This window comes from Pseudomonas asturiensis (genome assembly GCF_900143095.1).
In the GTDB taxonomy this organism is placed as follows: domain Bacteria; phylum Pseudomonadota; class Gammaproteobacteria; order Pseudomonadales; family Pseudomonadaceae; genus Aquipseudomonas; species Aquipseudomonas asturiensis.
In genome coordinates, this window is sequence record NZ_FRDA01000004.1 from 428,263 (window position 1) to 451,039 (window position 22,777).

At 60.0% G+C, this 22,777-nt stretch carries 22 protein-coding genes; 11 read left to right on the plus strand and 11 right to left on the minus strand.

Annotated features, from left to right (window positions below):
* Nucleotides 1-53: 53 nt before the first annotated feature.
* The 6 genes from BUB69_RS10030 to BUB69_RS10055 all read left to right on the plus strand — a co-directional run bounded on the left by BUB69_RS10030 (nucleotide 54) and on the right by BUB69_RS10055 (nucleotide 7,900).
* Nucleotides 54-983, plus strand: a complete 930-nt coding sequence (locus BUB69_RS10030) for a sugar ABC transporter substrate-binding protein (RefSeq protein ID WP_073165451.1) — start codon at nucleotides 54-56, stop codon at nucleotides 981-983.
* 62 nt (nucleotides 984-1,045) lie between these two features.
* On the plus strand, nucleotides 1,046-2,623 hold the full coding sequence (locus BUB69_RS10035; protein WP_073165455.1) for a sugar ABC transporter ATP-binding protein: 1,578 nt from the start codon (nucleotides 1,046-1,048) through the stop codon (nucleotides 2,621-2,623).
* A 67-nt stretch (nucleotides 2,624-2,690) separates the two neighbouring features.
* Nucleotides 2,691-3,716, plus strand: coding sequence for an ABC transporter permease (locus BUB69_RS10040; protein WP_073165458.1), 1,026 nt, complete (start codon nucleotides 2,691-2,693; stop codon nucleotides 3,714-3,716).
* A 312-nt stretch (nucleotides 3,717-4,028) separates the two neighbouring features.
* Entirely contained in the window at nucleotides 4,029-4,433 is a 405-nt protein-coding gene (locus BUB69_RS10045; protein ID WP_004883780.1) for a TraR/DksA family transcriptional regulator, read from the plus strand.
* Nucleotides 4,434-4,960: 527 nt separating this feature from the next.
* Nucleotides 4,961-6,190 carry a methyl-accepting chemotaxis protein gene (locus tag BUB69_RS10050; protein WP_425439361.1) on the plus strand — a complete coding sequence of 410 codons (1,230 nt, stop codon included), beginning with the start codon at nucleotides 4,961-4,963 and terminating at the stop codon, nucleotides 6,188-6,190.
* 228 nt (nucleotides 6,191-6,418) lie between these two features.
* Complete coding sequence (locus BUB69_RS10055; RefSeq protein WP_073165465.1) at nucleotides 6,419-7,900, plus strand: T6SS phospholipase effector Tle1-like catalytic domain-containing protein; 1,482 nt, start codon at nucleotides 6,419-6,421, stop codon at nucleotides 7,898-7,900.
* A 35-nt stretch (nucleotides 7,901-7,935) separates the two neighbouring features.
* Here the strand turns inward: BUB69_RS10055 and BUB69_RS10060 are convergent, their stop codons facing one another.
* Complete coding sequence (locus BUB69_RS10060) at nucleotides 7,936-8,172, minus strand: DUF2789 domain-containing protein (RefSeq protein ID WP_024695611.1); 237 nt, start codon at nucleotides 8,170-8,172, stop codon at nucleotides 7,936-7,938.
* Nucleotides 8,173-8,615: 443 nt separating this feature from the next.
* Here BUB69_RS10060 and BUB69_RS10065 point away from each other — a divergent pair, with 443 nt between their 5' ends.
* Nucleotides 8,616-9,083: a hypothetical protein gene (locus BUB69_RS10065; protein WP_073165468.1), complete on the plus strand. Its 468-nt coding sequence runs from the start codon at nucleotides 8,616-8,618 to the stop codon at nucleotides 9,081-9,083.
* A 19-nt stretch (nucleotides 9,084-9,102) separates the two neighbouring features.
* On the opposite strand, the gene BUB69_RS10070 is transcribed toward BUB69_RS10065, so the two are convergent.
* The 7 genes from BUB69_RS10070 to BUB69_RS10100 all read right to left on the minus strand — a co-directional run bounded on the left by BUB69_RS10070 (nucleotide 9,103) and on the right by BUB69_RS10100 (nucleotide 16,265).
* Nucleotides 9,103-9,483, minus strand: a complete 381-nt coding sequence (locus tag BUB69_RS10070) for a Na+/H+ antiporter subunit G (RefSeq protein WP_073165471.1) — start codon at nucleotides 9,481-9,483, stop codon at nucleotides 9,103-9,105.
* Nucleotides 9,480-9,758 (minus strand): K+/H+ antiporter subunit F, encoded by a 279-nt coding sequence (locus BUB69_RS10075; protein ID WP_073165475.1) that lies wholly within the window; start codon nucleotides 9,756-9,758, stop codon nucleotides 9,480-9,482. Before BUB69_RS10075 ends, BUB69_RS10070 begins: the two co-directional genes overlap by 4 nt.
* Nucleotides 9,755-10,243, minus strand: a complete 489-nt coding sequence (locus tag BUB69_RS10080; protein WP_073165478.1) for a Na+/H+ antiporter subunit E — start codon at nucleotides 10,241-10,243, stop codon at nucleotides 9,755-9,757. The genes BUB69_RS10075 and BUB69_RS10080 overlap by 4 nt, the downstream gene beginning before the upstream one ends.
* Nucleotides 10,240-11,925 (minus strand): monovalent cation/H+ antiporter subunit D, encoded by a 1,686-nt coding sequence (locus BUB69_RS10085; RefSeq protein WP_073165481.1) that lies wholly within the window; start codon nucleotides 11,923-11,925, stop codon nucleotides 10,240-10,242. Before BUB69_RS10085 ends, BUB69_RS10080 begins: the two co-directional genes overlap by 4 nt.
* Nucleotides 11,922-12,266 carry a Na+/H+ antiporter subunit C gene (locus tag BUB69_RS10090; RefSeq protein ID WP_024689242.1) on the minus strand — a complete coding sequence of 115 codons (345 nt, stop codon included), beginning with the start codon at nucleotides 12,264-12,266 and terminating at the stop codon, nucleotides 11,922-11,924. Before BUB69_RS10090 ends, BUB69_RS10085 begins: the two co-directional genes overlap by 4 nt.
* Nucleotides 12,266-15,184 carry a monovalent cation/H+ antiporter subunit A gene (locus BUB69_RS10095; RefSeq protein WP_073165485.1) on the minus strand — a complete coding sequence of 973 codons (2,919 nt, stop codon included), beginning with the start codon at nucleotides 15,182-15,184 and terminating at the stop codon, nucleotides 12,266-12,268. Before BUB69_RS10095 ends, BUB69_RS10090 begins: the two co-directional genes overlap by 1 nt.
* A 148-nt stretch (nucleotides 15,185-15,332) precedes the next feature.
* Nucleotides 15,333-16,265: a DMT family transporter gene (locus BUB69_RS10100; protein ID WP_073165489.1), complete on the minus strand. Its 933-nt coding sequence runs from the start codon at nucleotides 16,263-16,265 to the stop codon at nucleotides 15,333-15,335.
* 102 nt (nucleotides 16,266-16,367) lie between these two features.
* Between BUB69_RS10100 and BUB69_RS10105 the strand changes: the two genes are divergently transcribed.
* Nucleotides 16,368-16,937, plus strand: a complete 570-nt coding sequence (locus BUB69_RS10105) for a helix-turn-helix domain-containing protein (protein ID WP_073165492.1) — start codon at nucleotides 16,368-16,370, stop codon at nucleotides 16,935-16,937.
* A 45-nt stretch (nucleotides 16,938-16,982) separates the two neighbouring features.
* A complete protein-coding gene (locus BUB69_RS10110; protein WP_073165495.1) occupies nucleotides 16,983-18,389 on the plus strand; it encodes an FAD/NAD(P)-binding protein in 1,407 nt (468 codons plus the stop codon).
* A gap of 11 nt (nucleotides 18,390-18,400) precedes the next feature.
* Here the strand turns inward: BUB69_RS10110 and soxR are convergent, their stop codons facing one another.
* Nucleotides 18,401-18,862 (minus strand): redox-sensitive transcriptional activator SoxR, encoded by a 462-nt coding sequence (gene soxR / locus BUB69_RS10115; protein WP_122697930.1) that lies wholly within the window; start codon nucleotides 18,860-18,862, stop codon nucleotides 18,401-18,403.
* Nucleotides 18,863-18,950: 88 nt separating this feature from the next.
* Between soxR and BUB69_RS10120 the strand changes: the two genes are divergently transcribed.
* The gene (locus BUB69_RS10120; protein ID WP_073165501.1) at nucleotides 18,951-19,298 is read left to right on the plus strand and encodes a hypothetical protein; all 348 of its coding nucleotides are present in this window, start codon (nucleotides 18,951-18,953) and stop codon (nucleotides 19,296-19,298) included.
* A gap of 13 nt (nucleotides 19,299-19,311) precedes the next feature.
* Here BUB69_RS10120 and BUB69_RS10125 read toward each other — a convergent pair whose 3' ends face one another.
* The gene (locus BUB69_RS10125; protein WP_073165505.1) at nucleotides 19,312-20,418 is read right to left on the minus strand and encodes a sigma-54 interaction domain-containing protein; all 1,107 of its coding nucleotides are present in this window, start codon (nucleotides 20,416-20,418) and stop codon (nucleotides 19,312-19,314) included.
* Nucleotides 20,418-21,557 (minus strand): FMNH2-dependent alkanesulfonate monooxygenase, encoded by a 1,140-nt coding sequence (gene ssuD, locus BUB69_RS10130; protein ID WP_024689234.1) that lies wholly within the window; start codon nucleotides 21,555-21,557, stop codon nucleotides 20,418-20,420. The genes BUB69_RS10125 and ssuD overlap by 1 nt, the downstream gene beginning before the upstream one ends.
* 265 nt (nucleotides 21,558-21,822) lie before the next feature.
* Here ssuD and ku point away from each other — a divergent pair, with 265 nt between their 5' ends.
* Entirely contained in the window at nucleotides 21,823-22,770 is a 948-nt protein-coding gene (gene ku / locus BUB69_RS10135; protein WP_073165509.1) for a non-homologous end joining protein Ku, read from the plus strand.
* The last annotated feature ends 7 nt before the right edge of the window (nucleotides 22,771-22,777 follow it).

A 22,777-nucleotide genomic window follows, 5' to 3' on the forward strand; every position in this document is an offset into this window, starting at 1 on the left:
GGCTACGTCGTTACCAAGTCCGAACAACAACAAGAATTTGGAGACAGACTTTCATGAAGACCCCGATTCGCTTCACTGCTCTGACACTGGCCCTGATGCTTGGCAGTGGCGCTGCCCTGGCCGATCTCAAGGTGGGCGTGGCCATGTCGCAGTTCGATGACACCTGGCTGACCTACCTGCGTGAAGACATGAGCGCCAAAGCCAAGACCATGCCCGATGGCGTGTCGCTGCAGTTCGTCGATGCCCGTGCAGACGTGAACAAACAGCTCGATCAGGTCCAGGAACTGATTGGCAAAAAAGTCGATGCCCTGATCGTGAACCCGGTAGACACCGCCGCAACGGCCAGAATCACCAAGATCGCCGTGGCTGCCGGTATTCCCCTGGTGTATGTCAACCGTCGGCCCGATGACCCCAAACTGCCCGAGGGTGTCGCGACGGTCACCTCCGACGACGTCGAGGCAGGTCGGCTGCAGATGCAGTACATCGCCGAGAAGATGGGCGGCAAGGGCAGCGTGATGATTTTGTTGGGCGATCTGGCCAACAACTCCACCAAGGGCCGTACGGACGGCGTGAAGGAAGTGCTGAAAAAATACCCCGGTATCAAGATCGATCAGGAGCAGACCGGTATCTGGTCGCGGCAGAAAGGCATGGACCTGACCAATGACTGGATCACTCAGGGCAGAACATTCAACGCGGTGATGGCCAATAACGACGAGATGGCGATCGGCGCAGCCATGGCGCTCAAGCAGGCCGGTATCAAGCAAGGCACGGTATTCGTCGCCGGCGTCGATGGCACACCCGATGGGCTTAACGCCGTGACCCGAGGTGATCTGACGGTTTCGGTTTACCAGGATGCCAAAGGCCAGGCCAACGGCGCTATCGATGCAGCCGTCAAAATGGCCAGGAAGGAAAAACTCGAGACCCAGGCCATTGTCATTCCGTACCGCCTGATCACGCCTGAAAACGTGGTCACCTTCAAATAAGAACAGCCGACAGGCCGGGCGGCTAGTGCGTCCCGGCCCTGTCGCTCAAGGAGCTTGTCATCATGTCCGGTTCAGCTACTGCCACTCCGCCCGCTCAGCGCGATTCCTCTTCTGGTAGTGCAGGTCAAGACGCCCTGAATGCCCAGCCACCTTACTTGCTGGAAATCACGAACATCAGCAAAGGCTTCCCTGGCGTCATTGCACTCAACGATGTGCAACTGCGGGTCCGCCCCGGCAGCGTGTTGGCGCTGATGGGCGAGAATGGCGCCGGCAAATCCACCCTCATGAAGATCATTGCCGGTATCTATCAGCCCGACGCAGGCGAAATCCGCCTGAAGGGCAAGCCAGTCACCTTTGACACGCCGCTTGCGGCCCTGCAGTCAGGGATTGCCATGATCCATCAGGAGCTGAACCTGATGCCCTTCATGAGCATCGCGGAAAACATCTGGATCGGCCGCGAACAGCTCAACGGCTTGCACATGATCGATCACCGGGAAATGTTCCGCTGTACCGCCCAGTTGCTGGAACGCCTGCGTATAAAACTGGACCCGGAAGAGCTGGTCGGCAACCTGAGCATCGCCGAGCGGCAGATGGTCGAGATTGCGAAGGCGGTATCCTACAACTCCGATGTACTGATCATGGACGAGCCGACGTCGGCGATCACTGAGACCGAAGTTGCGCATCTGTTCTCCATCATTGGTGACCTGCGCGCCCAAGGCAAAGGCATCATTTACATCACCCACAAGATGAACGAAGTGTTCGAGATTGCCGACGAAGTGGCCGTGTTTCGTGATGGCTGCTACATCGGCCTGCAGCGTGCCGAGAGCATGGACGGCGACAGCCTGATTTCGATGATGGTAGGCCGTGAGGTGACCCAGCTGTTTCCGGAGCGCGAAAAACCGGTGGGTGATCTGCTGCTCTCGGTACGGGACCTGCGCTTGAACGGGATCTTTCAGGGTGTGTCTTTCGACCTGCATGCCGGAGAGGTGCTGGGCATTGCCGGACTGATGGGCTCGGGCCGGACCAACGTCGCGGAAACCCTGTTCGGCATCACGCCCAGTGACGGCGGCGAGATCCACTTCGATGGCGCGGCCGTGCGCATCGGCGACCCGCACCAGGCTATCGGGCTGGGGTTTGCGCTGCTGACAGAAGATCGCAAACTCACCGGGCTGTTTCCCTGCCTGTCTGTGATGGAAAACATGGAGATGGCGGTGCTGGCCAATTACGCCGGCAATGGCTTCGTGAAGCAGAAGGCCCTGCGCGCGCTGTGTGAGGACATGTGCAAAAAGTTGCGGGTCAAGACGCCGTCGCTGGAACAGTGCATCGACACATTGTCGGGCGGCAATCAGCAGAAGGCCTTGCTGGCCCGCTGGCTGATGACCAACCCCAGGGTGCTGATTCTCGACGAACCTACCCGCGGCATCGACGTCGGCGCCAAGGCCGAGATTTATCGTCTGATTGCTTTCCTGGCCAGTGAGGGCATGGCGGTCATCATGATCTCCTCCGAGCTGCCCGAAGTCCTGGGCATGAGCGACCGGGTCATGGTCATGCACGAGGGTGAAATGATGGGCATCCTGCCGCGCAGCGAAGCGACCCAGGAAAAGGTCATGCATCTGGCGTCCGGGCATCGGGCCCATTGAGTTTGCACGACCGGACGATTGCCATAAGAACTCGCCAGAAAAAGAACAAGAGCCAGAGGGAAAGAACATGAGCAACGCAATCCTGCAGAACAAACCGGCCCTGGCGCCGACCAAAGGCAAGCGGCGCCTGCCGACCGAATTAAGCATCTTTCTGGTGCTGATCGGAATCGGGCTGATTTTCGAACTGTTTGGCTGGATCGTTCGCGACCAGAGCTTTTTGCTCAACTCGCAACGGCTGGTGCTGATGATCCTGCAAGTGTCGATCATCGGCCTGCTGGCCATCGGCGTGACTCAGGTGATCATCACGACGGGTATCGATCTGTCGTCAGGCTCGGTACTGGCCTTGTCGGCGATGATTGCCGCGAGCCTGGCGCAGACGTCGGATTTCTCGCGTGCGGTATTCCCTTCGTTGACCGATCTGCCCGTGTGGATACCGGTGGTGGTCGGTCTGGGTGTCGGGTTGCTGGCTGGTGCCATCAACGGCAGTATCATCGCCATCACCGGTATTCCGCCTTTTATCGCTACCCTCGGCATGATGGTGTCTGCCCGTGGGCTGGCGCGCTTCTACACGGAAGGCCAGCCTGTCAGCATGCTCTCGGATTCCTACACCGCTATCGGTCAGGGCGCGATGCCGGTGATCATCTTTCTGGTGGTAGCGGTCATCTTCCACATTGCGCTGCGCTACACCAAATATGGTAAGTACACTTACGCCATCGGCGGCAACATGCAGGCGGCCCGCACGTCCGGGATCAACGTCAAGCGTCATCTAGTGATTGTCTACAGCATCGCCGGTCTGCTGGCCGGCCTTGCAGGCGTTGTCGCCTCGGCGCGGGCTGCCACAGGTCAAGCGGGCATGGGCATGTCTTACGAGCTGGACGCCATTGCCGCAGCGGTGATTGGCGGCACCAGTCTGGCCGGCGGAGTAGGGCGTATCACCGGGACCGTCATTGGTGCGTTGATCCTGGGGGTGATGGCCAGCGGGTTTACCTTTGTCGGTGTTGACGCCTACGTGCAGGACATCATCAAGGGGCTGATCATTGTGGTGGCGGTCGTGATCGATCAATATCGTAACAAGCGCAAGACCAAGCGCTGAGCGACACCGGAGCAAACCATGCGCACAAGGGCCTTCAAGGCCCTTTTGTGCGTGATAAGGAAGCTGGAACCGATGGGGTCTGCGTCGGTCAGACCCTCATCCAGCCAAGCGCGATACAGGTTTGGTGCCGGGTTTTCAGGGGCTAACGCGCAATTGTTGTCCAAAATACCTTCAATTGTGTTGCCGAGTGCGCGAGGCGGCCTTAGACTGCCGCCCCTCGTAAATTGAGTGCCAGGTGGCGCTTGGAGATCATGGCGCTTGTACGGCAACGTTGAGCCGCTCCTCAATGCACGTTTTTTTATAGAGAAATCAATGACAAAGGAAAAGTTGCTGGCCATGCCGGCCGATGACTACATGAACGCCGAGCAGCACGCTTTCTTCGTCGAGCTGTTGCAGAACATGAAGGTCGAAATCCACGAGCGAATCGAGCAGAGCCGCATTGCCATCGAAAGCCTGGATACGCCTGCCGACCCTGCTGATGCTGCTTCTGTTGAAGAAGAGCGTCACTGGCTGGTCAATGTTATTGACCGTGATCAGCGCATGCTTCCGCAGCTGGAAATGGCATTGTCGCGCATTGCCGAAGACACCTTCGGCTGGTGCGATGACAGCGGCGAGCCTATCGGCCTCAAGCGCCTGCTGATCAGCCCGACGACCAAGTATTGCATCGAAGCGCAAGAGCGCCACGAGCAGATCGACAAGCACCAGCGCCAGGCCTGATTCACAGGACCCTTGTGGTGCAATGCGACCGGGAGGCAAGAGATTGCCTCCCGGTTTTGTTATGCCTGAAATTTGCCATGACGCTCATTCCTGCTTACAACCATAGGCTCATGGCACATTGCTGTTTTCTGGCGTTTAATGAGGAGAATAACGACAAATCACAACAGGGGTAACGCAGCATGTCCGAGAGCGCATTGGAAGCGGTCCGCTTGTGGGTTCCCGCATTGCAGAGCGTCGTGCTGTGTGTGCTGTTGGCGGCAATGACCTTTGCCGGCCTGTCGTTTTATTTCGCCATTCCCGCTGGCCTGTTGTTGCTCTGGCTACCGCGTCTGCTGCATAGAGGCACTGCCCGACCTGCCGCGCAATCGACCGATAGCGCCATCGGGCTTTTGGCCCGCGACCTCTCCCACACCACCAGCCACAATGCGCTGTCCGCCGCGCAGGTGGCGTTTGCCGTGCGCCAGTTGGCGGGCAAGGTTCAGTCGCAACTCGACGCAGCCGAGCAGGTGGTCAGCAGCGCCGATCTCATGATCGCGACCGAGCAACAAACCGCCCAGTTGAGCCAGCAGGCATTGTCTGCGGCCAGCCAGGCGCGTCAACGCAGCGATGCCGGAAGCGGCGTACTGACCGAGTCCATCCAGCGCATGCACCGGTTGAGTCAGGGCGCTGTGCAGAGTCGCGAACTGATCGAGGCGCTAAGCCAGCGCAGCGAAGAAATTCAACGTGTGACGATGGTGATCCAGTCCATCGCCAGCCAGACCAACCTGCTGGCGCTCAACGCAGCGATCGAAGCGGCCCGGGCGGGCGAGCACGGCCGAGGCTTTGCCGTTGTCGCCGACGAGGTGCGCGGCCTCGCCGGGCGTACCGCCAGTGCGACCCAGGAAGTGGGGCAGATGGTGGCCGATATCCAGCAGCGCACCTCGCAGGTCGTGGGGCAAATACGTCAGCTTTCAACCGATCTGGATGCCGGTGTCGAGCAGGTCGAACTCACCGGGCAGCACCTTGAAAGCATTGCGCGCCTGGCCGTAGAGGTGGAAAGCCAGGTGGGTGAAATCGCGCACGGCGCGCAAACCAATCAGGACCAGTTGGCCAGTTTGTTCGTGGCGGTCGAACGCATGCGCAGTGATCTTGCGGTCAGCGATGAGCAGACGCGGCACTTGGCCAAGGCCGCGGTACAGATGGAAGGACAGGCAGAGACCATCAGTCAGCGTCTGGCGCAGGTTGGCCTGGATGATTATCACCAGCGTATCTATGACCTGGCTCGTGAGGGTGCGCAGCAGATCGCGGCGAAGTTCGAAGCCGACATTGATCGAGGCGCTGTCAGCCTCGATGATCTGTTTGATCGACAGTACAAGCCTATTCCAGGCACCTCACCGACGCGCTTCAATACCCGCTTCGACCGGTACACCGATCAGGTGCTGCCCGGTGTTCAGGAACCGTTGTTGTCGCGCCACGAAGGCCTCGTGTTTGCGATTGCCTGCACCCAGCAGGGCTACGTGCCGACTCACAACGCTGCGTTCAATCAGCCGTTGACTGGCGATCCTTCAGTGGATAACGCACGCAATCGCAGTAAGCGAAAATTCGATGATCGCACGGGTATTCGTTGCGGCAGCCATCAGCAGCCGGTCCTGCTACAGACCTACACCCGGGACACTGGCGAGCTGATGCACGATCTTTCGGTGCCGATCCTGATCAAGGGACGGCATTGGGGCGGGTTGCGGCTGGGCTACAAGCCTGAAGGTGCGGTCGCGAAGTAGTCACTTGTTGTGTCTGTAACAGGAAACGCTTACACATATAGTTATCGACTCATCCTGAGCGGCAACGCTATATCGGTTAAATACCGCATGTTTAATACGTAGGAAGTTTCTGAAAAGTTTCTCCGTTACTTGACTGTTTGCTCTCGCTGAGCAAGCTACTTGAATCAACGTAATGATTTGTTGATTTAAAAGCGGCTAATACAGGGCCGATTCAAGGACGGAAATAAAATGAAAAGTACAAGGGATGTTAAAGAAAAGTGTTCGGTCTCCGATGCTGCTGCGTTAAGAGTCACCGTTCGTGTAGGTCTTTTCTTCGATGGTACGGGGAATAATCGCATCAATAGCCGCATTGGCGCTGATTGTCAGGCGCTGATGGAAGTCAATGGCGATCGCCACATCAAAGAGTGTGCAGGGCGTCACGCTGATCCAGGCAGTAGTTACAGTAACGACCTCAGTAATATTGCGAGGCTTGTCGATCTGTATCGTCATCAGCCTGTTGCGGCAAACGATGGACATGGCCTGAGAGTGTATTGGCCTGTGTACGTCAGCGGTGCGGGAACGACGTCGGGTTGCCGTGATTCGTTGTGGCCCGGGCAGAGCTTCGGTAGGGGCCCTACCGGCGTCGTGGCCAAGGTCGAGCGGGCATTCAAGAAGCTGGACGCACGTTGCCGGGCATTTACCGATGAAAATCCCGGGTGTGTGATCGCGGCCCTCGAACTGGATGTATTCGGTTTCAGCCGCGGCGGCGCGTCGGCCCGGCATTTTGTCAATGAGATACTCAAGAAAACCACAGGCATGCTTGAGCCCGTGCTGCGCAGCAGAAAAGTGCGCCTGAGCGAGGATTTCAGCTGGGCAAACGACAGCGTACGGATCAAGGTCGTCGGTCTTTTCGATACGGTCGCGGCCATTGGCAGTTTCAAGGATCTGGGTAATGTCAGCGACTTCGCCAATGGTCGGGTGAACCTTTATCTGCCCCCCGGTTGTGCTCAGCAAATCCTCCATCTGGTGGCCCGTGACGAGCTGCGCCGCAACTTTGCACTCAATAGCATCAGACCCGTGTGGTCGCGTGAGATTGTGCTGCCCGGCGTGCATTCGGACATCGGAGGGGGGTATCCGCCGCAAATGCAGGAAAGCGTACTGTTGACGCGACCCCGTATCGACAATGGCTGCACCGACCATCCCACTGCATCGACCTGTGCCTGGCTGCAAGCCCGTGAAGAGTTGCAACAGCTCGATGCCGAGCGCTGGCTGGACCCGCAGGATGCTCAGGCAATGCTGCAGGTGCAGGCCTGCGACACGTTCTACAAAGCGAGCCGCTCTTCATTGGGTGGGCGTTCTGCGGTGGTGGCGGCCTGCTTGCGAAGGCAGGTTTTTGGTCACTTGTCTCGCGTGCATCTGCGGGTCATGCATGCGCTGGCGCTTGACGAAGGTGTGCCGTTCGAACCCATTCCCTTGACGCAGGATCTCCAGTTGCCGGGAGAGCTTGAAGGGATCGCACGCAAGCTGATCGACTATGCGCGGGGCGAGCCGTATTCACTGAGTGACGATGAAGAGCAGGTACTGCGCTGGCGCTATATTCATCATTCGGCACACTGGGGGGCGGCCATTGGAAGTCTGGGCAGTCTGGGCGATGCAGTGTTCGTGCATGCGCCTGAGCCGGGGGGCCGGATACTTCACCCCAATATCGGGCAGCCCGGCTATCCCCAGTGAGGCCCGGTGACTGAACGCGTCATCGGTTTTTCGAATCAAGGGCTCTTGTGCAGCAGGGCGTTCAACTCGTCCACCACAGGGGCCCACTCTGCATCGCTGCGCAGCTCTTCTTTCAGAAAATCTGCCTGCTGTCTTGTCCAGAAATCGGCATCGACCAGTTTGACGTCGTCAGGCAATTGGTGGGCCTGGGCAAACTTTGTAATGTCGTCTTCATCCGAGGGCAGTCCCAATTGATCAAACAGTCCAGCCAGAGTCGGGTTCGGCAATTCCATGTCATCTCCTCGACGAGGGGTTGCCTCGTACAGTCATTGGTTCTGTATCGGAGTCTCGTGAGGCGATGAGAGTTCGATGCATTTTACCGTGATGTCACGTTGGTCTTTTACCCAGGCAGGTCAGGTGATATGTTCTGCATGCTGAGGGGCCCTGTAGAAGCCGGGTTCTGCCTGTTCAGCTACTCTTCGGTTGTCACGACGGCGTCTTCAGGCTGAAGGTGCGGCGTGCGCGACATCGTTTGTACAAAAGGCATATATCCCGTTGATGCTGCGAGCCGGTAGAATCCGTGCCCAGCCTGCACAGGGGCTCGGATGGCCTGCCCGGCAGTCCGGGGTGCAGCGTATCAACAGGTCTTGGCCGCACCCGGCGGCAACACGGATGAACGACTTTTAACTGCCTGAATGCCAGGCAGCTTCATTTATCACGTTTGGGGGTTTGTACTTTGGCTGTAAGCAACCTGGATACCCACGCTCTGTTTGTGCTCGGCGATTTGCGTGCACAGTTGGTCAAGCAATTTCAATCGCGTTTCGTGTATGTCGTTGAACAATCGGCCGAAGGCATTTATATCGCTGAAATCGACACCGACACTGCTCTGGTCGTTGATGACAAACCACGTCTTGAACTCAAGGTCGGCGATCATTTTCGGGCGTCGGTATTACCCAGCCGCGAAGGCGGAAAGTTTGAATTGAAGTTTCGCGAGATCAAACTGACTGTTTACGGTCTGGGTGAATACGCATTTGTCGACACCGCCGAAGGTCACGGCATCGTGTTCAAGGAAGGTCATACCGTGCTCATGGTCTTTGCAGCCACCGAACAATTGCAGGCAGGCATGAGCAAGACGTTAAAGACTGCCGTTGGCAAGGCCGCCAAATGGCGCAAGGGCGAACTCGCGTTCAAGGCCAGCGAATAAGGCGAGTCTGGACGGCCCTTCAACTGCCTGCTGATTCACCTTCGGTACGCCCGCCGCTGACTTCCGCGGGCACATCCTCGCCCGCCATGCGTTTGCGAAACAGGCCGGTGCGAGCCAGCAACAGTGTCGTGACCGGGACCGTTATCGCCAGCAGGACAGGGATGAGCCAGGCGTGAATCACCGGTTCGGACTTGAGTGCAGAAAAGTAGATGATCGACGCCAGGGCCACGCACCATGCCCCCAGCGTCGAGGCCAGGGCGGTTGGGTGCATGCGCTGGAAAAAGTCTTTCAGGCGCAGCAGCCCCAGCGCGCCGGTCAGGGTGAACAGGCTGCTGGCGACCAGCAGCACGGCTGTCAGGACTTCGGCCCAGAAGGGCACTTGCAACGATAGGCCGGTCATTCTATTACCTCTCCGCGCAGCAGGAACTTGGCCAGGGCGAACGAGCCGACGAAGCCGAACAGGGCGATCAGCATCGCCGCCTCGAAATAGGTATCGCTGGCATAGCGTATGCCCAGCACCAGCATCATCAGCATGGCCGTGATGTAGAGGTAATCCAGCGCCAGGACGCGGTCCTGGGCCGAAGGGCCCTTGAGCAGGCGCAGCAGGGTAATGACCATGGCCAGCGCAAAAATCAGCAGGCTGATCAGGATGGCGTTGTCGAGCAGTGCACTCATTGAAAGATCTCCATCAAAGGGCGCTCATACGTAGTCTTGAAGTGCTCAATGAATTGCGCTTCGTCTTCCAGATCGAAGACATGCATCAGCAGCACGCTGCGGTCCAGCGCCAGCTCCGACCAGACCGTCCCGGGCACCACGGTCGTCACCATCGCCAGAGCGGCCAGGCCGTTGGCATTGTGCAGGTCCAGCGGTACCCGTACGAAAGCCGAGCGCGGTGGACGGTGCTTGAGTTTCCAGACGCTCAGGCCCACCTGCAGGTTGGAAACCACCACGTCGCGTCCGACCATCAGCAGAAACTTCAGGATTGTGCCGGGCTTTCGAATGCGCACCGGCATTGGCCGCAAGGGTGCCATCAGCAGCGGCGCGAGAAAGCCCAGCACGGCACCGAGCAACAGCTGGCCAGGGCTGATCGACAGGTTCAGAACCAGCCACAGCACCCACAGGGCAAGCGAAAAAACCGGCGCAGGGAACAAACGCTTCATGGTTGTACCTCCGGTGTGCCCGCGTTGCTGTTGGGGCCCGGCACTGGACGCGCAGCCAGAACCGACTGCACGTACTGCTTGGGTTCATGCAGCGCTGCTGCGGTGTCCTGCGTGTAGCGCAACAGGGGTTCGGCCTTGAACGTCAGGGCGACGCACAGGCCCAGCAAAATGATGATCGGCAGGCATTCATTGCGGCGCAGTACCGGCGAGGGACGTTCGTACGGCGTCCAGAAACGCTGAGTTCCCAGTCTTGAGAAGGCGATAAGTGACGCCAGCCCGGAAAAAATCAGCAGGGTGATCAGCATCCAGGACGGGAGTGACAGCGCTTCATCCTGCGCCACATCAAGGCCGAGCGGATTCATCAGTGCGCTGAGCAGCGTCAGCTTGCCGATGAAGCCCGACAGCGGTGGCATGCCGATGATCAGCAGCGCGCAGATCACGAAGCTCAGGCCCAGAAACGCCATGGTGACCGGAATGACCTGCCCGACCACGACTTTCTGTTGCTCATCCAGGTTGGTGCCCGGAGGCGGATGCAGCGATTCCAGCGAACGCGGCAACTGATCCACATCTTCTTCCAGGGGGATTTCGTTGGCCGAGCGCGAGCGCTCGACCAGCTCGGCCAGCAGAAACATGGCGCTCAGGGCGAGGGTCGAGCTGACCAGGTAGAACAGCGCGCCTGAGGTAAGGCTCGGCTGTGCGAAGCCGATGGCCGACAGCAGAATGCCTGCCGACACCAGAATGCTCAGGCTGGCCATACGTTCCAGTCGCTGTGCCGCGATGATCGCGATGGCTGCCGTGAAGATGGTCGCCATGCCGCCGTAGATCAGCCAGTCGCCACCGAAAAACGCAGACGCACCGGCCTGACCCGAGAACAGCAGTGTCCATAGGCGCAGCAGGGTATACACGCCGACCTTGGTCATGATCGCGAACATCGCCGCAACCGGAGCGCTGGCGGCGGAGTACGCCGGCACCAGCCAGAAGTTCAGCGGCCACATCCCGGCCTTGGCGAGAAATGCGGTGGCCAGAATGGCCGCACCGGCATGCAGCAAACCCTGATCGGCTGCCGAAACCTGCGGGATCTTTATTGCCAGATCAGCGAAGTTAAGCGTGCCCGTGACACCGTAGATCAGCGCAGCCCCGATCAGAAACAGTGAGGAGGCCAGCAGGTTGATGGAGATGTAATGCAGCCCCGACGAAACCCGGGCCCGCCCCGAGCCATGCAGCATCAAGCCGTAAGAGGCGGCCAGCAGGACTTCGAAGAACACGAACAGGTTGAACAGATCCGCCGTCAGGAATGCGCCGTACAGCCCCATCAACTGAATCTGGAACAGGGCATGGAAGCTGGCCCCGGCCCGGTCCCAGCGCGCCAGTGCGAACAGCAGTGCGCAGACGGCGACAATACCGGTCAGTACCATCATCAGGGCAGACAGGTGATCGACCACCAGCACGATGCCGAAGGGCACGCCCCAGTTGCCTGGCAGATAAACGCCGATGGAGCCGCTGGTGCCGCTTTTCTGCACCCAGAGCATGAGCGCGATGGAAATGCCCAGCCCCAGCATGCTGGACAGCAGATTGATTCGGCCTTTGAGCGGGCGGTGCTTCTCGCCCAGCCACAGCATCAGTCCGGCGGTCAGCAGGGGGAGCAGAATGGGCGCAATGATCAGTTGATTCAGCCAGCTCATGCCTTCGGCTCCCGGCCATCAACATGGTCGGTGCCGGTCAGGCCTCGGGAAGCGAGCAGAACCACCAGAAACAGTGCCGTCATGGCGAAGCTGATCACGATAGCGGTCAGCACCAGCGCCTGCGGCAGGGGGTCTGTGTAGTTGAGCAGGTCCTGTGGAATGCCGTCCTTGATGATCGGCTCCCTGCCGATGAACAGGCTGCCCATGCTGAAGATGAACAGGTTGACGCCGTAGGACAGCAGGCACAGCCCCATCACGACCTGAAAGGTCCTGGGGCGCAGCATCAGCCAGACGCCTGACGCGGCCAGTACGCCGATGGCAATTGCAATGACTTCTTCCATCAGAGGGCTCCTTGCGGGTTGGCAACAGGCTTGGGCAGCAGGGTCGGGCGATGGCTGCGCACGGACTGGTGAGCCAGGGCGGTCAGGATCAATAGCGTTGCGCCCACGACGACCGCGTAGACGCCCACGTCGAAGAACAGCGCGCTGGCGAAGTGGAGGTCGCCCAGGATCGGCAGGTGCAGATGCGCGGTGTGGGTGGTCATGAATGGATAGCCCAGCGCCATGGAACCTGCGCCGGTCAGCACCGCACACAACAGCCCCGTACCCATCCAGCGCAGCGGTCGCAGGCTCATCTGGGCTTCGACCCACTGAGTGCCTGCGACCATGTATTGCAGGATGAACGCTACCGACATCACCAGACCGGCGACAAAACCGCCGCCCGGTTGGTTGTGACCGCGCATGAACAGATACATCGAGATCATGAAGGCGATTGGCAGCAGCAGGCGGACCAGCGCGGCGGGCACCATCATGAAGCCCAGTGCGGTATCGCTGGCGCTGCGCGGGTTGATCAGGTCGGTCACCACGTCACGCGCCAGCAAACGCTGCTGTGCGGGCAGCGCGATGCTTTCCTTGGGCGGTCTGAAGCGGCGCAGCAAGGCAAACACGGTCAGGGCCACGGCTGCCAGTACCGTGATCTCGCCGAAGGTATCGAAGCCCCGGAAGTCGACCAGCATCACGTTGACCACGTTGGTGCCGCCACCTTCCGGAAGGGCACGGCTCAGGTAGAACGAAGAAATGGCATTGGGCGTCTGACGGGTCAGCATGGCGTACGACAGGATCGCCATGCCGAGACCGACCATGACTGCCAGCACGAAGTCACGGACCCGGCGAGTGCGGGCTTTGAGGCGTGTACTGGTGGCAGCGACGTCCTCGTTACGCCTTGGCAGCCAGCGCAGACCGAGCAGGATCAATACCGTGGTCACGACTTCAACCACCAGTTGGGTCAGCGCCAGATCCGGTGCCGAGAACCACACGAACGTGATGCAGGTCATCAGTCCGCACACGCTGACCATGATCAGGGCGGCGAGGCGATGGTATTTACCCTGCCAGGCTGCACCCAGCGCGCAGACGATTGCGATCAGCCACAGGGTCACGAAGACCCCGGACCCTGGAATCTTCGGGCGGTCGCCCCAGGTCAGGCCATTGAAGAACATGGGAATGAAGCCGCCGACGACAGCCGCGAGCACCAGCAGAAACAATTGGGGCTGCAACCGACGCGTACTGACCTTGCGCTCGAAACGTCGCGCCCAGTGCATCACGACCACCAGACTGCGGTCGAAGAAGCGTTTGCCGTTCAGGCGTCCTACCAGCGGCGGGACCGGGAATCGGTCGGTCTTGAGAGAGTTGCGCAACAACAGGTAGAGCAGAATGCCGCCCGCCATGGCCACCAGGCTCATGATCATGGGGGCGTTCCAGCCGTGCCAGATCGCCAGACTGTACTCGGGCAACGTACCGCCCACCACGGGTTGCGCGGCGGCGGCGAGCAGAGGCGCAACTGATTGAGCTGGAAAGATGCCGACGACCAGACAGGCCAGTACCAGAAATTCCACCGGCGCACGCATCCAGCGTGGTGGTTCATGGGGCATGTGCGGCAGATCCTTGGCGGCCGGACCAAAAAAGACGTCCACGGTGAAGCGCAACGAATAGGCCACGCTGAACACACCCGCGATGGTCGCCACCACCGGCAGGGCGATTTCAACCCAGGCCGTGGCAGAAATGAACACCGTTTCGGCGAAGAACATTTCCTTGGACAAAAAACCGTTGAGCAGCGGTACGCCGGCCATGGAGGCGCTGGCGACCATGGCCAGCGTCGCGGTATAGGGCAGCAGCCTTATCAGTCCGCTGAGGCGCTGGATGTCCCGAGTGCCGCTTTCGTGGTCGATGATGCCCGCTGCCATGAACAGCGAAGCTTTGAAGGTGGCGTGGTTGAGGATGTGGAAGACTGCAGCGACGGCAGCCAGCGGGCTGTTGAGGCCCAGCAGCAGGGTGATCAGGCCGAGGTGGCTGATGGTCGAATAGGCCAGCAGGCCCTTGAGGTCGTTCTGGAAGATCGCCGCGTAAGCGCCAAGAATCAGTGTACAGGCCCCGGCACCGCTGACGATCCAGAACCACTGTTCGGTGCCTGACAGGGCGGGCCACAGGCGCGCCATGAGAAACACCCCGGCCTTGACCATGGTTGCCGAGTGCAGGTACGCCGAGACCGGTGTCGGTGCGGCCATGGCGTGGGGCAGCCAGAAGTGGAACGGAAACTGCGCGCTTTTACTGAGCGCGCCGATCAGGACCAGCGTCAGCATCACCGGGTACAGCGCATGGGCGCGAATCGCGTCGCCGGAGGCCAGAACGCGGTCCAGATCATAGCTGCCCACGATGTGGCCCAGGATCATCATCCCCGCCAGCAGCGCCAGGCCACCGGCGCCAGTGACCATCAGCGCCATGTACGCGCCGCGCCGTGCATCGGCGCGATGGTGCCAGTAACCGATCAGCAGGAACGAGAAGACGCTGGTCAATTCCCAGAAAAACACGATCTGGATCAGATTGCCGGACATGACGAGGCCGAGCATGGCCCCCATGAATGCCAGGAAAAACGCGAAGAAGCGCGGCACCGGATCATCCGGGGACATGTAGTAGCGCGCGTACAAGGACACCAGAGCACCGATGCCCATCACCAGCATCGAGAACAGCCAGGCAAAGCCGTCGATGCGCAGGACGAAATTCAGGCCCAGGCTGGGCAGCCAGAAATACTCTTCACGAATCACGCCGCCGTCGGCAATCTGCGGAAACCACAGCGCCATCTGGACTGCGCCGATCAGGGCGACGAGGCCCGCAAGAAGGGATTCTGCGTTACGCGCATTGTGCGGCAAAAAGGCCGCCAGACAGCTGCCGATAAAAGGCAGAAGCAGTAGAACTATCAGGGACATAGGCTTCTAATCTGCAGGGAAATGTCAAGCATCATACGTGCCAGACACTTCGATACCAAAGGGACAGTTTTTTAAATTTCCTACAAAAAATGTCTGGCAGCGATTTACAAGCCATCATCAAGACGTCTGATGTCAGTTGCAGCGTCGGTCAAACCGGTCCGTCCGGCTTTTTCACACCGTCCTCTTCCAAGCCCGATTGTTCAACGGGCGCAGGACGACGCTTCATCTCACTGACAATCACACCGACCACGATCAGTGCCGCACCCAACAGCGCGATACCCGGCAAACGCTCGCCAGCCAGTCGTCCGACAATACCGGCCCACACGGGTTCACCCGCATAAATGACGGTCGCACGAGTGGGAGAGACGCTTTTCTGTGCCCAGTTCATGGCAACCTGAATAATGGCGCTCATTGCGCCCAGGCCGACAGCGATCAGCACCAGCAACCAGGAGAACTCCGGCAGCTTCTCTTGCGTGGGCACCACCATCAGAAAGGCCAGCACCGACGCCGTTGCCAGTTGAACCACTGTGACCCGGCGCACATCCACCTGACCGGCGTAGGCGCTGATCATGATGATTTCTGCGGCAATGGCCACGGCGCTGATCAACGTCGCAATTTCGCCGGCGCTCATGTGCAGCGATGCGCCTTGCGGGCCAGACAGCAGCATGAGGCCGGTGAACGCGAGCGCAATCCCGATACTGGGCATCAAGCCTGGACGACGCCCCAGCACCATCCATTGCAGCAGCGGTACAAAGGGCACGTAGAGGGCGGTGATGAAGGCCGACTGACTGCTTGGAATTGTCTGCAGGCCGATGGTCTGCAAGCCATAGCCGAGCATGATGGCCGTGCCGATGAACACCCCTGCCTTGAGTTCGAACAGGGTCAGTCCGCGCATGATCTTCATCGAGAACAGCGCGACGAACAGAGCTGCCGCCGCGAAGCGCAGGCCGACGAAAAACATCGGGCCGCTGATCGTCATGGCAAACTGGACCAGCAGGAAGGTGCCGCCCCAGAGCATGGTAATGAAAATAAGTACGGCTTCTGCCTTGCTGATGCGGGGTGTACGGCTGATAGACTTCATGTCGTTTCCAGATCCCGTGATCTTTGTGACGAGGGCGTTGACACACAATAGCGTCGCGAAAGTGTGCAGTATAATGCGCAATTGATTCGGATAAGCACTCCCATGGACAAAGAAAATTCCCCGCGCGCCCCGGTTTTGCAGCACGTCAGCCAGAACGTGCGACGTTTGCGTAATGCCGCAGACTTGAGCCAGACCGCTCTGGCAGAGAGGTCCGGCGTCAGTCGACGGATGCTGGTAGCCATTGAGGCTGGAGAAAAGAACGTCAGCCTGGCCACGCTCGATCGTGTGGCCGAAGGGCTCGGGGTTGCCTTCAGTGATTTGATCCAGGCACCTGATATCCGTGACCACAGTCGTATCAACGAACTGGCGTGGGCGGGTGCGATCCATGGCAGCAAGGCGGTATTGCTGGCCAAGGCCAACGCCCGGCGGGAGGTGGAATTGTGGGAATTCTGCCTGGAGCCGGGCGACCTGTACGCCTCCGATGCTGACCCTGAGGGCTGGAGCGAGCAGGTCTATGTCGTCGAAGGTCACCTGATGATTCGGTTTGCCGAGTCCGTCGAGGCCCGGTCAGTCGGCCCTGGTGAGTTCTACATGTTCCCCAGCAGCCAGCCACACCGCTATTGCAATGAAGGCACCGAGACGCTGCGCTTTGTGCGCAACGTGGTGCTGTAGCGCACCGACTTTCACTCACCGCAGCACTCGCCGAGGCCACGTTCGATGATCGAAGACAAGCACCCGACTGCCGATGTTCTGATCATTGGCGGCGGCCTGAGTGGCAGTATGCTTGCCGTGCAATTGCTGCGCAGGCCGGGGCCACGTCGAATCCTGATCGTCGAAACCCGGCCGGAACTGGGACGCGGCGAGGCCTACAGCGCGACTGAGTTGGGGCATACGCTCAACGGCAATGCGGCGCGCATGAGTGTCGACCCGGACGATGCCGACGATCTGACGCGGTGGCTGACCCAGTACCTGGCCGACGGCGGGTGGCCCGAGGCCGCCGGGCAACAGGTGCCCATTGCCGAGCTGTTCCCGCCACGCGGAGTGTTCGGGCTTTATGTACAGCAACGTTTGCGCGAAGCCCAGGTGGTGGGCGCGGCCCACGGTTCAGTCCTGGAGCACGTGCGTGGCGAGGTCGTCGACTTGCAGACGTATGCCGAGGGGCTGTGTGCGACGCTGGGCGATGGCCGGGAGTTGCAGGGGCGCTTCGCGGTCCTGGCCACGGGCATGTATGCCGCAGCACGAACGCCCCGGCGCGACTCCAATGAACTCAATACCGCTGCGCTCGACCCGTGGGACGTCGCGGCCATGCGCCGGCTCGATCCTCAGGCGCGGGTGCTGATCATCGGTTCCGGGCTGACCATGGTCGATGCAGTGGTGTCTTTGCAGGAATCCGGGCATCGCGGTCCGATTCAGGTCTACTCCCGACATGGATTATTGCCGCATGTCAGGCGTCAGCCACCAGAGTGGTCGGATTTTCTCGGGCAGGACCACAGCCTTCGCAGCACCCGGCAGCTGGTTCGCAAGGTACGTGAGCAATGTGAACTGGCGATCGAGAGCGGCATCGACTGGCAGGCGCCACTGGACACCGTGCGCGCCAATATCGGCAGGCTATGGAATCAGGCGTCCGACAGCCAGCGTCGGCAGTTCGTTCGCCACGTGCGTCCCTGGTGGGAAAGCCATCACCATCGCTCGCCGCCACCGAGTGCGGCGTTGCTGGCGCGATTGGTCAGGGAAGGGCGCCTGTCCATCCAGGCGGCATCGCTGCAAGGCGTCGCGACCCTGGCGTCAGGACAGGTGCAGGTCAGGCTGCGTTATCGAGGCGATGAACTGCCATCGCAGGTTACCGGTGATGCACTGATCAACTCCACCGGCATCGAATACGACTGGCGTCGTGTGGACCGGCCCTTGCCGCGCCAGTTGCTTGCCAGAGGAATGATTCAGCCAGGTCCCTTGGCGTTGGGCATCGCTGCCGATGCTCACGGTGCGGTACTCGACGCACAAGGCCACTATTCGCCACGTCTGTTCGCCATGGGCCCGCCGTTGCGGGGCATGTGGTGGGAAAGCACAGCCGTTACCGATGTGGCGATTCAGGCCAAGGCACTGGCCCTTCATCTCGCGGATTGACACAGGAGGCCTCAGGGCTGCTCCAGGAGGCGGGCACCTGCGCCGCGCTTGCCCAGTTCATCTCCCCAATTGCGCAACGGGCAGGCGTCCATCGACAGGCAACCACAGCCGATGCAGCCCGTCAGTTGATCGCGCAGGGCGATCAGGCTGCTGATCCGTTCGTCAAGCTCAGCTTTCCATTGTTCGGACAGCTTCTGCCAATGAGCAGCACTCGGCGAGCGTCCTTCGGGCAGGTTCTGAAACGCGGCATGAATGCTTGCCAGCGGAATGCCCAGGCGCTGCGCGACCTTGATCAACGAAACGCGGCGCAGCGTTTCTCTTGGATAGCGTCTTTGATTGCCAGCATTACGCTGGCTGCTGATCAGGCCTTTGGTTTCGTAAAAATGCAGGGCTGTCACCGCCACACCGCTGCGCGCTGCCAGTTGGCCCACCGTCAGCATTGCGGTCGATTTTTTTTCGGAATGAGTGTTCATGTCCACACCGTTCGCTTGACCTCTAGTTAAGTAGAGGTTTTACCCTGCCTGCACTTTGGTAGCAACAGCGCCCAGCGGGGAGAGCGTCATGGCATCATTCGTTACTCAGCAGCCACACAACCAGCCCTACAGCCAACTCGTGGAGTTTGTCGTCGATGCACAGCATCAGCTTGAATTGATCAAGGCCCTGATAGCACGAGACGACCGATTTACGTCAACCTGCCCAGGCTTCATCAGCTCAAGCGTGCAGGCCAGCGAAGACGGTCTGCGGGTGTTGCACCTTGTGCTCTGGCAATCCAGGCCTCAGTGCGAAGACGCTGGGCTTAACGTCGAAACCCGCGAGATGGACCTGCACGTGATGATGCGCCGCTATCGGGCCACGAGTGCGACGTTTGGCAGCTTTCGGATGATGGGGCAGGTATCGGCTCGTCCTTGAGCGACACAGCGGATTACACGGAAAGGTGCAGCATCCGGTCACCCTGAAGCGACTCGCCCGGCCTGCGTTTGTTGACGGCCAGTTCACCGATCCTGATCAGACGGGTGCGGGTGACGTTACGCGTCAGTCCCAGCAGGCTGGCGGTGTGCACCTGGTTATGGTGGCAGAAACGGTAAGCGGCCCTGAGCAGGGCGTCCTCGACTTTTTCGTGCAGGGCGCCGGCCTGTTCCTCGAACAGTTTCTGGAAGGCCCGGTTCAACAGTTGTTCCGGGGATTCTTCGTGGTGGGAGTACTCGTCCTGACGCTCGATTCTCAGGTTGGACAGGCGCAGATCATCACGCTGGATCACGCCGTCGCGGCAGACCAGCAGCGTGTGATGAATCACGTTTTCCAGTTCGCGGATATTGCCTGGCCAACTGTAGGTTCTGAGCTTGTGCTCGGCCTCGGGGCTTACCTGAATCGGGCCATGCCTGAGACGCTGGCTATAGACCTGAATGAAGTGCAGCGCCAGCGGCAGGATGTCACCCGGTCGTTCACGCAGCGGGCTCAGCTCCAGATTGACCACGTCCAGTCGGTAGTAAAGGTCCTCCCGGAAATGCCCGGCGTTGATGGCTTTTTCCAGCTGCACGTTGGTGGCGGCCAGCACGCGCACATCTATCGGGATGCTCTTGCGCGAGCCAAGGCGCACCACCTCGCGCTCTTGAAGCACGCGCAGCAGCTTGACCTGAAGGCTCATGGGCAGGTCGCCGATCTCGTCGAGAAACAGCGTGCCGCCATTGGCCTCTTCGAACCACCCGGCCTTGGCCCCGACAGCGCCGGTGAACGCGCCTTTCTCGTGACCGAACAATTCTGCCTCGATCAGGTTTTCGGAAAACGCGCCGCAGTTAACCGCCACGAATGGCTTGTCGCGGCGCGCGCTGAGTTCATGCACATGCCGGGCGACCAGTTCCTTGCCGGTGCCCGTTTCGCCAATGATCAAAACGCTGGCGTCGCTCGGTGCGACCTGTCGAACATGCTCCAGCAGGGCTCGTGACTTGGGGTCTTCGAACACCTGCGCAGTGGCCCTGATCGAGGTGGCCAGCGCAGGCGAGTGCGGCAGGGTCAGCAGTTGCACTGACATCACTTGGCCTGCGGCGGCAAATCGTTGGCGATCATCTCGCCGAACGGGCCGGTCAGGTTGGTGATGCCGCGTCCCGCCAGACTGGCATAAGGTTCCGGCAGCAACGGAAACACCAGTTCTGCGAAACGATAGGCCTCTTCCAGGTGCGGGTAGCCGGAGAAAATGAAACTCTCGATGCCCAGGTCTGCGTATTCCTTGATGCGCGCGGCCACTTCTTCAGGGTTGCCGACCAGCGCTGTGCCAGCCCCGCCGCGCACCAGGCCAACGCCCGCCCAAAGGTTGGGCGCGATTTCCAGGTTGTCGCGACGTCCATCGTGCAGGGCGGCCATGCGGCGTTGCCCTTCGGAATCAAAGCGTGAAAATGATTTCTGTGCCGCAGCGATGGTCTCGTCACTGATGTGTTCAATCAGCGTACTGGCTGCTTTCCAGGCTTCTTCGCTGGTTTCGCGCACGATAACGTGCAGGCGAATACCGAACTTCACGGTCCGTCCCTTGCGCGCCGCACGCTCGCGCACATCGGCCAGTTTCTGGGCGACGGCCGCTGGGGGCTCGCCCCAGGTCAGATACACATCCACCTGGTCGGCTGCCAGGTCATGAGCGGCGTCCGAGGAGCCGCCAAAATACAACGGCGGATACGGTTTCTGAATCGGTGGGTACAGCGCCTTGGCGTTCTGCACGCGCAGGTGTTTGCCTTCGAAGTCCACGGCTTCGCCTTGGAGCACGCGACGCCAGATCTTCAGGAACTCGTCGGTGACTTCATAACGCTCGCTGTGGTCGAGAAAGCTGCCATCGCCACGGTTTTCATCCGGGTCGCCGCCGGTCACCACGTTGATCAGCAGCCGCCCGCCAGACAGGCGATCCAGCGTGGCGGCCATACGTGCCGACACCGTAGGGGAAATAATGCCCGGGCGAATCGCAACCAGGTATTTCAGCCTCTCGGTGAGCGGCACCAGCGCCGAGGCGATCACCCAGGAGTCCTCGCAGGAGCGTCCGGTGGGGATCAACACGCCGTAGTAACCCAGATCATCAGCCGCTTGAGCCACTTGCTTGAGGTAGTTGAGCGTGACCGGGCGCGCACCTTTGGTGGTGCCCAGGTAGTGGCCGTCGCCGTGAGTCGGAAGAAACCAGAAAACGTTCATGACAAATCCTTGAGTGGTCAGCCGGGTCTGAGTCTGTGAAGGCTGGTGTTGGCTCCCCAACAGTGGGCCAACAGCGCTTCGAGGTGACGCCATTTATAGACACTCGGATTTATTCCGTAAAAGAACGTTAATCCATATTTTTAGATTGTTAGGTTATATGTCAGTCAAACCCTCTTGATTACCGGGCCATCAAGGCGCTCGTCATCCAGCCGAAACTTTGCCCATCCAGGCCTGTCACTTTTCTACGTCCAACGGGAGTCAGGCAATGGCAAGGGCAATCTGGAAGGGTGCGATCAGTTTCGGGCTGGTACATATACCGGTGGCGCTGATCTCGGCGGCATCATCCAAAGGCGTCGACTTTGACTGGCTCGACAAACGCAGCATGGACCCGGTGGGCTACAAGCGCGTCAATAAGGTGACTGGCAAGGAAGTCTCCAGCGAGAACATCGTCAAGGGCGTCGAGTACGAAAAAGACCGTTATGTGGTGCTCAGCGAGCAAGAGATCCGCGCCGCGCACCCCAAGTCGACTCAGACCATCGACATCTTCGGTTTTGTCGACAGCCAGCAGATCCCTTTGCAGAACATCGATACGCCTTACTATCTGACACCTGACAAGCGTGGCGAAAAGGTCTACGCGTTGTTGCGTGAAACCCTGCACGACACCCGGAAAGTAGCGCTGGCCCATGTGGTGTTGCATACCAAGGAGCATCTGGCCGCGGTCATGCCCCTGGCGTCAGCGCTGGTTTTGGTGATGCTGCGCTGGCCTGCCGATGTGCGCGAGCTTGATGACCTGGACCTGAGTGACGCCGTCACCGATGTGCAGTTGAACAAGAGCGAACGCGACATGGCCAGGCGCCTGGTCAAGGACATGAGCGCAAACTGGAAGCCGGAAGAGTATCGCGACACCTTTCAGGACAAGATCATGCAACTGGTCGAAACCAAGGCACGGCAGGGCAAGATTCAGGACATCGAGACCGATCCGGGCGAGGAGGAGCGCAAGAGCGCCGACGTCATCGACCTGACCGACCTGTTGCGCCGCAGCCTCGCCGGTAAAGGCAGTGCGAGCAAGGGCGGTTCAGGCAAAAGCAAGGCGGCCAGGTCTGCGCCGAAAACCAAGGCTGCCGAAAAAACATCCAGCAGCGACAGTGCCAAGCCTGCGGCAACTGCCAAGCGCCGAGCGCCGGCTCGCAAGAAGACCGGCAAGGCGTCCTGAGCCGTAC